The organism is Jujubicoccus corallicola (genome assembly GCF_047345645.1).
GTDB lineage: Bacteria > Pseudomonadota > Alphaproteobacteria > Rhodobacterales > Rhodobacteraceae > JBLEFH01.
The window spans coordinates 14106-27267 of record NZ_JBLEFH010000012.1 but is presented as its reverse complement, the minus strand read 5'-3'; the positions used below and the strand labels follow the sequence as shown (position 1 = coordinate 27267).

The 13162-nt window shown below is 61.0% G+C and carries 12 protein-coding genes; 9 read left to right on the top strand and 3 right to left on the bottom strand.

Going from position 1 to position 13162, the window contains the following annotated elements; translation table 11 throughout:
• Positions 1-49: 49 nt before the first annotated feature.
• The 4 genes from proC (at position 50) to ACMA5I_RS15495 (ending at position 2852) form a co-directional block, all read left to right on the top strand.
• Entirely contained in the window at positions 50-883 is an 834-nt protein-coding gene (gene proC / locus ACMA5I_RS15510; protein ID WP_525887193.1) for a pyrroline-5-carboxylate reductase, read from the top strand.
• 106 nt (positions 884-989) lie between these two features.
• The gene (gene phaP, locus ACMA5I_RS15505; protein ID WP_525887192.1) at positions 990-1493 is read left to right on the top strand and encodes a TIGR01841 family phasin; all 504 of its coding nucleotides are present in this window, start codon (positions 990-992) and stop codon (positions 1491-1493) included.
• 70 nt (positions 1494-1563) lie between these two features.
• The gene (locus tag ACMA5I_RS15500; RefSeq protein WP_525887191.1) at positions 1564-1902 is read left to right on the top strand and encodes a tRNA-binding protein; all 339 of its coding nucleotides are present in this window, start codon (positions 1564-1566) and stop codon (positions 1900-1902) included.
• A complete protein-coding gene (locus ACMA5I_RS15495) occupies positions 1902-2852 on the top strand; it encodes a 2-hydroxyacid dehydrogenase (RefSeq protein WP_525887190.1) in 951 nt (316 codons plus the stop codon). The genes ACMA5I_RS15500 and ACMA5I_RS15495 overlap by 1 nt, the downstream gene beginning before the upstream one ends.
• 9 nt (positions 2853-2861) lie before the next feature.
• Here the strand turns inward: ACMA5I_RS15495 and ACMA5I_RS15490 are convergent, their stop codons facing one another.
• A complete protein-coding gene (locus ACMA5I_RS15490; protein ID WP_525887189.1) occupies positions 2862-3452 on the bottom strand; it encodes a thymidine kinase in 591 nt (196 codons plus the stop codon).
• 170 nt (positions 3453-3622) lie between these two features.
• Here ACMA5I_RS15490 and ACMA5I_RS15485 point away from each other — a divergent pair, with 170 nt between their 5' ends.
• Positions 3623-4069: a hypothetical protein gene (locus tag ACMA5I_RS15485; protein WP_525887188.1), complete on the top strand. Its 447-nt coding sequence runs from the start codon at positions 3623-3625 to the stop codon at positions 4067-4069.
• Positions 4070-4074: 5 nt separating this feature from the next.
• On the opposite strand, the gene carB is transcribed toward ACMA5I_RS15485, so the two are convergent.
• A complete protein-coding gene (carB, locus tag ACMA5I_RS15480; RefSeq protein ID WP_525887187.1) occupies positions 4075-7374 on the bottom strand; it encodes a carbamoyl-phosphate synthase large subunit in 3300 nt (1099 codons plus the stop codon).
• Positions 7375-7518: 144 nt separating this feature from the next.
• Here carB and pabB point away from each other — a divergent pair, with 144 nt between their 5' ends.
• From pabB to ACMA5I_RS15460, 4 genes are all read left to right on the top strand, one after another.
• Positions 7519-8580: an aminodeoxychorismate synthase component I gene (gene pabB, locus ACMA5I_RS15475; protein ID WP_525887186.1), complete on the top strand. Its 1062-nt coding sequence runs from the start codon at positions 7519-7521 to the stop codon at positions 8578-8580.
• A gap of 67 nt (positions 8581-8647) precedes the next feature.
• Complete coding sequence (aspS, locus tag ACMA5I_RS15470; RefSeq protein WP_525887185.1) at positions 8648-10423, top strand: aspartate--tRNA ligase; 1776 nt, start codon at positions 8648-8650, stop codon at positions 10421-10423.
• A complete protein-coding gene (locus ACMA5I_RS15465; RefSeq protein ID WP_525887184.1) occupies positions 10420-11076 on the top strand; it encodes a GNAT family N-acetyltransferase in 657 nt (218 codons plus the stop codon). Before aspS ends, ACMA5I_RS15465 begins: the two co-directional genes overlap by 4 nt.
• A gap of 30 nt (positions 11077-11106) precedes the next feature.
• On the top strand, positions 11107-11793 hold the full coding sequence (locus tag ACMA5I_RS15460) for an EI24 domain-containing protein (protein WP_525887183.1): 687 nt from the start codon (positions 11107-11109) through the stop codon (positions 11791-11793).
• On the opposite strand, the gene ACMA5I_RS15455 is transcribed toward ACMA5I_RS15460, so the two are convergent.
• A complete protein-coding gene (locus tag ACMA5I_RS15455; protein ID WP_525887182.1) occupies positions 11790-12803 on the bottom strand; it encodes a glycosyltransferase family 2 protein in 1014 nt (337 codons plus the stop codon). The two genes, ACMA5I_RS15460 and ACMA5I_RS15455, sit on opposite strands and share 4 nt — an antisense overlap.
• Between the last annotated feature and the right edge of the window lie 359 nt (positions 12804-13162).

Sequence of the window (13162 nt, the reverse complement as noted above, 5' to 3'; positions counted from 1 at the left end):
GTGATTTCGACCCCACCCGTTGCAAGCGCGGGCAGGTCTTGCCACAGTCATGGGAACGCAAGAGAAGGAGCGTCCTATGATCCCCGACCGTATTTCTGAACATGGCCTGATCCTGATTGGCGCGGGCAAGATGGGCTCGGCCATGCTCGATGGCTGGCTCAAGGCGGGGCTGGATCCCCAAAAGGTCAATGTGATCGCGCCGCGCCCGTCGGACTGGGTGAAGGCGCAAGGGGTGCGGATCAATGACGAGATCACCCCCGGCACCGCCATCGCCGTTCTGGCGGTCAAGCCGCAGAAGATGGGCGAGATTATGGACCAGTTGGAGCCGCTGACGAATGGCGAGACGGTGTTCATCTCCGTCGCGGCCGGTCTGACGCTCGACTGGTTCACCACGCGCCTCGGCGATGTGCCTGTGGTGAAGGTCATGCCGAACACGCCGAGCGCGGTTGGCAAGGGCATGAGCCTGATCGTCGGCAATGACGCGGCGGGGCAGGCGGCAGTGAAGGAAGCCGATGCGCTGATGCAAGCGGTCGGCGAGACGGTGATCCTCGATGACGAGTCGCAAATGTCCGCCGCGATGGCGCTCTCGGGCTGCGGCCCGGCCTATGCGTTCCACCTGATGGAAGCGATGGAGGAGGCCGGGATCGCCAATGGTCTGCCGCCCGAGATGGCTCAGAAACTCGCGGTCGCGACGGTCAATGGAGCGGGGGCGCTGGCAAGTGATTCTCCCGAGAGTCCGCAGCAATTAAGAATTAACGTATGCTCTCCTGGAGGGGTCACGGCGGCGGCGATGGAGGTCCTGATGGATGAGCAGTCGGGCTTTAAATCATTGATGCAAAAGGCTGTTCAGGCCGCGCTGAAACGCGACAAAGAGCTTGGTTAAGGATCGGTAAAGTTTTAAATGTTGCACTGCACAAAAGGCTTGATTTTTGTGCAGTGCAACACTACCTTGTGGGTCAAGGCGAAACACCAACCTTTAGGAGGACATTATGTTCGATAGCAAAGCCTTCCCGTTCGATGTCACCAAGATGACCGAATATTTCAGCAACAACGACATGTTCAAAACATGGCAGAACATGAACGTGCCGGGCTACAAGCCGGAGCAGTTCATGGAAGCTCAGCGCAAGAACATGGAAGCTCTTGTTGAAGCCAACAAAGCTGCCGCTGCTGGCTATCAGGACCTCTTCCAGAAGCAAGTGAAGCTCTTCGAAGAGACCATGAAAGAAGCTCAGGACAAATTCGGCAAGTTCGACGCATCGCAGTCGCTGAACGCTGAAAAGCAAGCTGAAGCTATGCGCCTCGCTTTCGAAAAAGGCGTTGCCAACATGACCGAGCTTGCTGAGACCGCTCAGAAAGCCAACCGCGAAGCTTACGACATCGTGTCGGCTCGCGTTCAGGAATCGATCAACGAGATCCAGAAGACCGTTGGCGAAGCCACCAAAACCGCGCAAGCGAACACCGAAAAAGCTGTGAACGCTGCGACCAAGAAATAAGCCCAACCCGGCTTGATTTCTCAAAGACCGCCTGCGCAAATGCGTGGGCGGTTTTTTTATGGGAGCGAGCATGGCCGAGATTTCTTTCGACGATTTTCTGAAAGTGGATATCCGGGTCGGCAAGATCGTCCGGGCCGAGCCGTTCCCCGAAGCCCGCAAACCGGCGATCAAACTCTGGGTCGATTTCGGCGGCGAGATTGGGGAGAAGAAATCCTCCGCGCAGATCACCAAATATTATCAGCCCGAAGACCTCATTGGCCGTCAGGTCATGGCCGTGGTGAATTTCCCGCCGCGCCAGATCGGGCCGGTCATGTCCGAGGTGCTGGTTCTCGGCGTGCCGGATGAAGAGGGCGAGGTCGTGCTGCTGCGCCCGGATCAGGATGTGCCATTAGGGGGGAGGCTCTTTTGATGAAAGTTTTTGCCACACGCAAATTGCCCGACGCGGTAGAGGCCGCGCTGACGGAAGATTTCGACGCGACGCTGAACCCGGACGATCGGAAGATTTCCCGCGAGGAAATCATCGAGGCGCTTCAGAATTATGACGGGCTGCTCCCGTCCGTCTCCACCATCATCGACCGGGAGATGCTGGAGCAGGCCACGCGCTGCAAGATCATCGCGAATTTCGGCGTCGGCTATAACAATATCGACGTGGTCGCGGCGCATGAGCTGGGGATCTCCGTCAGCAACACGCCGGACGTTCTGACCGACGCAACGGCCGATATCGCGCTGCTGCTCATGCTCGACGTGACCCGCGGCGGCCAGCAAGCGGCGGCGATGCTCCGGCGCGGCGAGTGGTCCGGCTTCGCGCTCACCGACATGCTCGGCACGGGCCTTCAGGGCAAGACCCTCGGCATCATCGGCATGGGCGCGATCGGGCAAGCGGTCGCGCGGCGCGCGGCTTACGGGTTCGGCATGGATGTGATCTATTTCAACCGCTCGCCGGTGCGCAATCTGACGCTCCCGCAAGCGAAACCCGTGGGCCTCGACACGCTGTTCGAGACCTCCGATGTGATCTCGCTCCACATCCCCGGCGGCGAGTCGACGCGCGGCTTTGTCGATGCGGCGCGGTTCAAGCAGATGAAAAAGACCGCCTATCTCGTCAACACGGCGCGCGGCACGGTGGTTGATGAAACCGCCATGATCGAGGCGCTGCAATCGGGCGAGATCGCGGGCGCGGGACTTGATGTGTTTGAAAAGGAACCGCAAGTGCCCGAGGCGCTGATGCGGCTCGCCAATGTGAGCCTTCTGCCGCATCTGGGCAGCGCAACCGTGGACACGCGCACCGCCATGGGGATGCTCGCCGTCGACAATCTGCGCGCCTTTAAAGAGGATCGCCCGCTGCCGAGCCGCGTGGTTTAACCGCCCGGCCTAAGCGCGTCTTTCGCAGCCCGTCGCCTCGCGGTAGTGGCGGCGGCAGAGCGAGATATAGCGGTCATTCCCGCCGACCTCGATCTGGTTGCCTTCGGTCACAGCCTTGCCCTCGGCATCCACCCGGATCACCATCGTCGCCTTGCGCCCGCAATGGCAGATGGTGCGGACCTCCCGCATCTCGTCGGCCCAGGCAAGCAGCGCTGCGGAGCCGGGGAAGAGATTGCCCTGAAAATCGACCCGCAGCCCGTAAGCCATGACGGGCACGCCAAGATCATCGACCGCGCAAGCGAGCTGCCACGCCTGCTCCGCCGTCATCCATTGCGCCTCATCCACCATGACACATGCGCAAGGCCCGGCGGCCAGGCGCGCCCGGATTTTCTTGTAAAGGTCAGTGGATTGGTTATAGGTGTCCGCCTCCGCCGCGATCCCGATCCGGCTCGCAATCTTGCCCGTCCCGCCCCGATCATCGAAATCGGCGGTGAGCAAATAGGTCTCCATCCCCCGCTCGATATAGTTGTAGGAGGCTTGCAGCAGCAGGGTCGATTTCCCCGCATTCATGGTCGAGTAGTGGAAATAGAGCTTGGGCATGGAGTTTCAGCTACTCAACATATGTGCCACAAGCAAGGAGCTTATACAGGAGATTAAATTTGACAAACTGGAGCGATGTGGTCCAATCGCAAGTTCTAGAAAAGTCAGAGAGCCTTAGAGTGTTTCTGCAACATCTCGCAGATCACGGTGACAAGTGGCTAGCGCTTTTCATGACTGCAATGATTGTTTTCTATACTCGTCAGTCGGCGATAGCAAATCGCCTGCTCACTGAGAGAAAGAAGCTATCCTTCGAATTGAAAATAGACCGGGCCGCATCTGACTTTGAGTATGCGAACGTCCGGGTTCATGTGAGGAATTTTGAGGACGTTGATGCAGTTCTAGATTCAGTAACATTACAGTCGAAAGGGGCTAAATTATTGAGCTATCAGCAATGGGGCGGCAAAAAAGCTGATCTCGCAAAGGGAGGTTTTGATAAATTAAAAGAAAAAGGGATATCAGAGCTAGAAATTAACAAAACAATTCATCCGTCGATTGACCGTCGTCGAAGTATCGACGGTCAATCATCACACCAGTCTGTGCCATTTTGGATATTCGGAGAATTTAAGGACTCCGATTTAAAATTTAGTTGGCGCTGGGTCGACGCGGATCATAGATAGCAAAGTCACCCCTGCAACGCCCGCACGGCAATCTCACCCTCTTCCCGCGCGCGGATGGCCTGCGCTGCTGCCAAACTCGCCGCAAGGGTCGTGTAATAGGGGATCCGGTCGCTCAGGCAGACGGCGCGCATGGAGCGGCTGTCGTCGATGGCTTGCTGGCCTTCGGTGGTGTTCATGACGAGATCGACGCGGCCGTCTTTCATGAGGTCGACGATGTTCGGGCGGCCCTCGTAGACCTTGTTGACGATCTCCGTCTCGACCCCGTGTTCGCCGAGGAAATCGGCGGTGCCGCGGGTGGCGAGGATGTCAAAGCCCTGATCTTTCAGGATTTGCGCCGCCTCGACGAGGGCCGGGAGTTTGTCGCTTTCCTTGATCGACAGGAACGCCGTGCCGGAGGCGGGCAGGTCCACGCCCGCGCCCATTTGCGCCTTGAGGAAGGCGCGGGGGAAGGAGCGGTCCCAGCCCATCACTTCGCCGGTCGAGCGCATTTCCGGGCCGAGGAGCGGGTCCACGCCGGGGAAGCGGGCGAAGGGCAGCACGGCTTCTTTCACCGAGAACCACGGCATCGCGGGGTCGGCGAGGGTCAGCGGATCGGCGAGCGGGAGCTTGTCCTCGGGGGCCGCGTCGGCGGGGTAGGGCGCGCGCTCAGGGAAGGCGGAAAGCTTCTCGCCCGCCATCAGGCGCGCGGCGATGGAGGCCAGCGCGCTGTCGGTGGCTTTGGCGACGAAGGGTACGGTCCGCGACGCGCGCGGGTTCACTTCGAGGACGTAAATCGCGTCGTCCTTGATCGCGAATTGCACATTCATCAGCCCGACGACGCCAAGCTCCAGCGCCATGGCGCGGGTCTGGCGTTCCAGTTCCGCAATGGTGTCTTTGGAGAGCGTATGCGGCGGCAGGCAGCAGGCGCTGTCGCCCGAATGGACGCCCGCTTCCTCGATATGCTGCATGATCCCGGCGACATGGACGTTCTCACCATCGCAGAGCGCATCGACGTCGACCTCCACCGCGCCGGAAAGGTAACTGTCGAGAAGCACGGGGTTTTTGCCGGACACATTCACCGCGTCGCGGATATAGCGCTCCAGATGCGCGTCGTCGCGGACGATCTCCATCGCGCGGCCACCGAGCACGTAAGACGGGCGGATCACCAGCGGATAGCCGACTTCTTTGGCGATCTTCATGGCCTCTTCGTCGGAATGGGCGAGGCCGTTCACCGGCTGCTTCAGACCCAGTTTGTTCAGCATCTGCTGGAAGCGCTCGCGGTCTTCGGCGAGGTCAATCTTGTCCGGCTGCGTGCCGAGGATCGGGATGCCCGCCGCTTCGAGATCATTGGCGAGTTTCAGCGGCGTCTGGCCGCCGAACTGCACGATCACGCCGTGCAGCGTGCCGTTCTCCTGCTCAACCCGCAGGATTTCCATCACGCTTTCAAAGGTGAGTGGCTCGAAATAGAGGCGGTCCGAAGTGTCATAATCGGTCGACACCGTCTCCGGGTTGCAGTTGACCATGATCGTCTCATAGCCGGCGTCCGAGAGCGCGAAACAGGCGTGGCAGCAGCAATAGTCGAACTCGATCCCTTGCCCGATCCTGTTCGGGCCGCCGCCGAGGATCACCACTTTTTTGCGGTCAGACGGGCGGGCCTCGCATTCGGTGGTGCCCATGGCGTCGGCTTCATAGGTCGAATACATATAGGGCGTCTGCGCTTCGAATTCGGCGGCGCAGGTGTCGATCCGTTTGAAGACCGCGTTCACCTTCGCGATCCGGCGCATTGAGCGGATTTCGGCTTCGGATTTGCCCGACAGATCCGCGAGGCGCGCATCCGAGAAGCCCATCATCTTGAGGCGGCGCAGCTCGTCGGCATCGTCGGACAGACCCTCTGCGCGGATCAGCGCCTCCTCCTCCACGATCTCACGGATGCGGGCGAGGAACCACGGATCGAAGCTGGTGACGGCGTTGATTTCGGCGTCGGTCAGACCAAAGCGCATCGCCTCGGCAATCACGCGGATCCGGTCGGGCGTGGCTTTGGAGAGGGCGGCGATCACGGCGGGCTTGCCCTCATCGGCGGCCCCTTCAATCGCGATCTCATCGAGACCCGTCAGCCCGTTTTCCATCGAGCAGAGCGCCTTTTGCAGCGACTCGTGGAAGTTGCGGCCAATCGCCATCACCTCGCCGACGGATTTCATCGCGGTGGTCAGCTCCGGCTTCGCACCGGGGAATTTCTCAAACGCAAAGCGCGGGATTTTGGTCACGACATAGTCAATCGTCGGCTCGAAGCTCGCCGGGGTGACTTTTGTGATATCATTGTCGAGCTCATCGAGCGTATAGCCGACCGCCAGTTTCGCCGCGATTTTCGCAATCGGGAAGCCGGTCGCCTTGGAGGCCAGCGCCGACGAGCGGGAGACGCGAGGGTTCATCTCGATGACGACCATGCGGCCATCTTCGGGGTTTACCGCGAACTGGACATTGGAGCCGCCGGTCTCCACACCGATCTCGCGCAGGACCGCAATCGAGGCGTTCCGCATGATCTGATATTCGCGGTCGGTCAGCGTCAGCGCCGGGGCGACGGTGACGCTATCGCCCGTATGCACGCCCATCGGGTCCACGTTTTCGATGGAGCAGATGATGATGCAATTGTCCGCCTTGTCGCGGACGACCTCCATCTCATATTCTTTCCAGCCGAGCAGCGACTCGTCGATCAGGATCTGCGAGACGGGCGAAGCGTCGATGCCCGAGCGGCAGATGCGTTCGTAATCTTCGCGGTTATAGGCCACGCCGCCGCCGGTCCCGCCAAGGGTAAAGGCGGGGCGAATGATCGCGGGCAGGCCGACCGTGTCGAGCGCCGCCATCGCCTCATCCATGGAATTGGCAATCGTCGCCGCCGGGTTTTCCAGGCCCAGCCGGTCCATCGCCTCGCGGAACTGCGCGCGGTCCTCGGCCATCTCGATCGCCTTGCGATTCGCGCCGATGAGCTGGACGTTGAATTTCTCCAGGACACCCTGATCGTCGAGCGCCAGCGCAGTGTTGAGCGCGGTCTGCCCGCCCATGGTTGGCAAGAGCGCGTCCGGGCGTTCCTTCTCGATGATAGAGGCGACCACATCGGGGGTGATCGGCTCGATATAGGTCGCATCGGCGAGGCCCGGATCGGTCATGATCGTGGCGGGGTTGGAGTTGACGAGGACGACCCGGTAGCCTTCCTCGCGCAGCGCCTTACAGGCCTGCGCCCCGGAGTAATCGAATTCGCAGGCCTGCCCGATCACGATGGGGCCTGCCCCGATAATCATGATGGAGCTGATGTCGTCGCGTTTGGGCATGGGGCCTCCGGGCAAATGGTATGGACGCCGGGTCGGCGTCACCCGGCGGGTAAATCGCCCCGACTTATAGGGATGTGTGCCGCTCATGCAAGTGCCGATGATGGTGTTCTTGCGAGCAAGAGGCGAGCCCTGTATCGAGAGCCGATGCAGGATGTGCTTCTCGAGTTTGGCCCGGACGGCCCCGCCGGTTTCTCCGGTGCGCGGATCACAGCGGAGACGCCGGAGGATCTGCCCGCGCTCTTTGCAGCGGTCGAGGAGGCGCGGGCGCAGGGCAAATGGGTGGCGGGGCTGCTCTCCTACGAACTCGGATATTGCTTTGAGGATAGGCTGTTGCCGCTTTTGCCTGAGGTGCGCGATCTGCCGCTGGCGGATCTCGTCATCAGCTACGGGCCGGAGCCGCCAACCCGCGCTGCGCCGGGTGCGGTGCCGTCCTTGGAGCCGGAATGGAGCGGCGAGGAGTATGCGGCGCGGTTTGCGACACTTCACGACTATATCGGCGCGGGCGATATCTATCAGGCGAATCTGACCTTTCCGCTGACGGGCGGTTCGGGCGAGGCGGCGGCGCTCTATGAAACGCTGCGCCAGCATCAACCGGTGCCATACGCTGCGCTGATGGGGGAGGTGGCCTGCCTTTCGCCGGAATTGTTTTTCGAGATCGACGGCGGTGTGATCCGCACCCGCCCGATGAAAGGCACCGCGCCGCGTGGCGAAACGCCAGAGGCCGACCGCGCCGCGAAAGCGTGGCTGGCGGAGGACCCGAAGAACCGCGCCGAGAACCTCATGATCGTGGATCTTCTGCGCAACGATCTCTCGCGGATTGCGAAAAACGTCCTTGTTCCCAAGCTCTTCCATGTCGAGAGCTACACCACCGTCCACCAGATGGTCAGCGAGGTGACGGGCGAAATCGTCGACTGGCAATTCGAGCCTGTCCTGCGCGCGCTTTTCCCCTGCGGCTCCATCACCGGCGCGCCGAAGATCCGGGCGATGGAGATTATCCGCGACCTCGAATCCCGCCCGCGCGGCGCCTACTGCGGGGCCATGGGCTGGATCGCGCCGGATGGCCGCGCGCGGTTCAACGTCGCCATTCGCACCCTCCACGCCGGCGCGCAAACCCGGCTCGATGTGGGCGGCGGCGTCGTTTGGGACTCGACCGCCCAAGAAGAATACGCCGAAGCCCTGCTCAAGGCGCGTTTCGCAAGGGCCTGAGCCCGACATTCGCTTGACATTCCGGCCCTCCCGCGATGTATCGGGGCCAAGCAAAAAGGACCGATCCATGCATGAATTTCGCTCGCATACATGCGCTGACCTGAACAAAACCAATGTCGGAGACACTGTCCGCCTGTCGGGCTGGGTCCACCGCGTGCGCGACCATGGCGGTGTGCTCTTCATTGATTTGCGCGATCATTATGGCATGACGCAGGTGATCGCGGACAGCGACAGCCCGGTCTTTAACGAGCTGGAAAAAGTCCGCGCAGAATGGGTCATCCGCATCGACGGCGAGGTGAAGGCGCGGGACGAGAGCCTGATCAACAAGAAGATCCCGACCGGCGAGATTGAGGTCTATATCCGCGATATGGAAGTCCTCGGCGCGGCGGATGAATTGCCGCTCCCGGTCTTTGGCGAACTGGACTATCCCGAGGAAACGCGCCTCAAATACCGCTTCCTCGATCTGCGCCGCGAGACGCTCCACAACAATATGATGCTTCGCTCCAATGTCGTGCGCAGCCTGCGCAACCGCATGTGGGACTCCGGTTTCAACGAATTCCAGACGCCGATCATCACCGCGTCCAGCCCCGAAGGCGCGCGCGATTTCCTCGTGCCGAGCCGCCTGCATCCGGGCAAATTCTACGCCCTCCCGCAGGCGCCGCAGCAGTTCAAACAGCTCATCATGGTCTCGGGCTTCGACAAATATTTTCAGATCGCGCCCTGTTTCCGCGACGAAGACCCGCGCGCCGACCGCTCGCCGACGGATTTCTATCAGCTCGACATGGAAATGAGCTTCGTCACCCAAGAGGACGTGTTCGCCGCGATCCAGCCGGTCATTCAGGGCCTCTTTGAAGAGTTCGGCGGGGGCCGCAAGGTCGATGCCGACTGGCCGCTCATCCCCTATGCCGAGGCCATGCAGAAATACGGCTCCGACAAGCCGGACCTGCGCAACCCCATCGAAATGCAGGTCGTGTCCGAGCATTTCCGCGGCTCGGGCTTCGGCATCTTCGCCAAGCTGCTGGAGCAGGACGGCACCGAAATCCGCGCCATCCCGGCCCCGACCGGCGGCAGCCGCAAATTCGCCGACCGCATGAACGCCTTCGCCCAGAAAGAGGGCCTGCCGGGCATGGGCTATATTTTCTGGCGAAAGGGCGACAATGGCGAGACTGAAGCCGCTGGCCCGATTGCGAAAAACATCGGCCCGGAGCGGACCGAGGCGATCCGTCAGCAGCTTGGCCTTGGGGAGGGCGACGCGGCCTTCTTCCTTGGCGGTAAGCCGGAGGACTTCGAGGCCGTCGCGGGTCGCGCGCGCAACGAGATTGGCCGCGAGCTTGGCCTGACCGACGAGAACCAGTTCAAATTCGCCTGGATCGTCGATTTCCCGATGTATGAGAAGGATGACGAGGGCAAAATCGACTTCTCGCACAACCCGTTCTCCATGCCGCAGGGTGGGATGGGCGCGCTGAATGGCGATCCGCTGGAGGTGCTGGGCTATCAATATGACCTCGCCTGTAACGGGTATGAGCTGGTGTCCGGCGCGATCCGGAACCACGAGCCGGAGATCATGTTCAAGGCGTTTGAACTCGCTGGCTATGGCCGCGACGAGGTGGAGAAACGCTTTGGCGCGATGGTCAAGGCGTTCCATTACGGCGCGCCGCCGCATGGGGGCTGCGCCGCCGGGATCGACCGGATCGTGATGCTGCTCGCCGATGAGCAGAACATCCGCGAGGTCATCATGTTCCCGATGAACCAGCGCGCCGAGGACCTGATGATGAACGCGCCGAGCGTGCCGACCAATGAGCAGATGCGCGAGCTGGGTCTGCGCATGATCCCGAAAGAATGAGCCTAGAGGGCTACAGCGCGCCGCCTGTGCCGGGCGGCGTGATCGAGGGGGCGCATGTGACTTTGCGCCCCCTTGCTGTGTCCGATGCTGCCGAGATGTGGCCCGAGGTCGCGGGCCATGATGCGCTGTGGGACTATCTCGCAACGCCCGTGCCGCAGGATGAAGCGGCGTTTGCGGCGCATATCGCGGCGTTGGTGGAGAAGCCGGACGACGTGGCGATGGCGGTTCTGCGCGGTGGCAAGGTCGTCGGCCATTTCCTCTTCATGCGGCTGGATCGCCCCAACGGTGCCGGCGAAATCGGTTGGGTTCTGCTCGCGCCCAGCCTTCAGAAAACCACCGCGGCGAGCGAAGCATTTCACCTCGCGATCCGCCATCTCTTCGATCTCGGTTATCGCCGGGTGGAGTGGAAATGCAACGCCGCCAATCGCGGGTCACGCCGTGCGGCGCAACGGCTGGGCTTCTCCTATGAGGGCGTGTTCCGTCAGCATATGATCGCGAAGGGCGAGAACCGCGACTCTGCCTGGTTCGCGATCATCGACAGCGAATGGCCGGGGATCCGCGCCGCGCATGAGGGCTGGCTGGCAGACCCCGAAGCGGCGCGGCTCTCCGACCTGACCCGCCCGCTTTTGCATCAAACCGACCCGGCGCTTTAACCGCCGCCGCCAAGCCCCTATATCTGCGCCATGTTCTTGCTCGATTTCCAAAAGGCGCTCAGCCAGTTCTTCGATCCGCGCTTCCGCGCCGTGCTGTTCAAAGCCGTCGGCCTGACGCTGCTGCTGTTGATCGCCGTCTACATCATTTTCTGGTTCGTCGTCGGCGCGCTGGTCCCCGCCGCAATTGTTTTGCCCATGATCGGTGAAGTCACTTTTGTGGACACGCTCGCCTCCTTCGGCGCGGTGCTGGCGATGATGTTCGCGTCGATCTTCCTGATGGTTCCGGTGGCCACCGCCTTCGCGGGCTTCTTCCTCGACGACGTCGCCGAGGCCGTGGAGGCGCGCTACTACCCGAATTTGCCGAAGGTCCACCCGCTCCCGATGCGCGAGCAGTTGATGGACTCGCTGAAATTTTTGGGCGTCCTGATCGTCGCGAACCTCTTGGCACTGATTGTCTATTTCGCGATCCCGCCTTTCGCGCCCTTCGCCTTCTGGACGGTGAACGGCTATCTCCTCGGCCGCGAATATTTCACCCTGACCGCCATGCGCCGGATCGGCCGCGAAGGCGCGATGCAAATGTTCCGCCGTCATCTCATCCCGATCTGGATGGCGGGCGCGATGATGGCCGCGGCACTCTCCATCCCGGTGGTGAACCTGCTGATCCCGATCCTTGGCGTGGCCACCTTCACCCATATGTTCCACCGGGTGAAGCGTTAACCCTCGATCACCCGCCGCGCGCCCTCCGGCATTTTGAGGCCAAGCGCGCCGCGAAACGCGGCATTGGCGGCCTTCTTCTGGCCCAAACGATAATATTTCAGCGCCTTGCCAAGCGTATAGGCGAGGGCGGTCGGATAGCCGAGCGGGTTCTTCCGGCGCACGAAGCGCAGACGGCTTTTCGCCATGAAATAAGCCGCGAGTTCGGACGGCCCTTTCCCCACAATGGCCGAGCCGATGGTCGCACCGCCGTGGTGATGCACAATGCCGTCCTCGACGCGGATGAGGGGCAGATCGCCGCGACTGAGGCACCAGTCGATTTCCTCGAAAAACAGAAAATAATCCTCGGGCATATAGCCATGGGTGTCGATCATTTGGCGTGAGGCGACAATATTGGAGCCTGCGAAATAGTCGATCTCGTCCAACGTCGGCGCGGGCACATCCCGGCCCCGTTGCGCCAGTCTGTGGGGGTAGCAGTTCCCAAGCCACAGGTTCACGCGCCCGCCATCGGACTGAATCATCTGCGGCGGCTGCGTGTAGTAAACCCGCCCGCCCATGAAGCTGTAATGGCCGTTTGCATCGCGGCTCGCCGCCTCATAAGCCGCTGCCGTCTGGGTCTCCGCCATGGAGTCGGGGTTGAGGATCCAGAAATCATTGATCTCCGGCATGGCGTGAAGAAGCTTCAGCCCGAGATTGACGCCGCCCGCAAAGCCGAGATTTTTCGGCGAGTTAATCATGACGATCTCGCCTGAATCCACGCGGCCTTCCGGGCGCGCGATCTCTTTGAGCGGAACAGGCGCGGCGTCGCGCGGCGTGAAGGGCAGCCTATCGGGCTGCGTCCAGACGCGCGCACCCGTCGCCCAATCCCGGATAATCTGCGGGGTGTCGTCGCGGCAGGCATTGTTCACCACAACGATGCGTACATCCGCACCCTCTGACGCCAGCAGACTTTCCAGGCAATCCAGGATCATTTCGCCGGTGTTATAGGCCACCACCACCACGCCGATCGGCATAAATCGTCCTATCTCTAACTTTTCTTAAAGACTCGTCAGACCATCTAGTGAACGATGATCGCAAGCACAAAGGGAAAGCCCCGGAACACGCGAAACTGTGTAGAGTCGCGTGGTAAATAAAATTTTAACCAATTATTCGAGATTCCGCATTTACATGGACCCGACCAAAGGTCATGTTTTGGGGGAGTTAGGTTGTTATGACCTGCTTCAGAGCTGGTCTGTTTCGATCCACCCGAAATAGACACCACCTCACCCACCACGGTTCTGAAGCAGGTCATAACAACCTTAAATTGCCATGTAAATTCTTCCCGTCAAGAAGCAACGGCAAATTTAAATTTCACTTAAAATGCTACTAATTC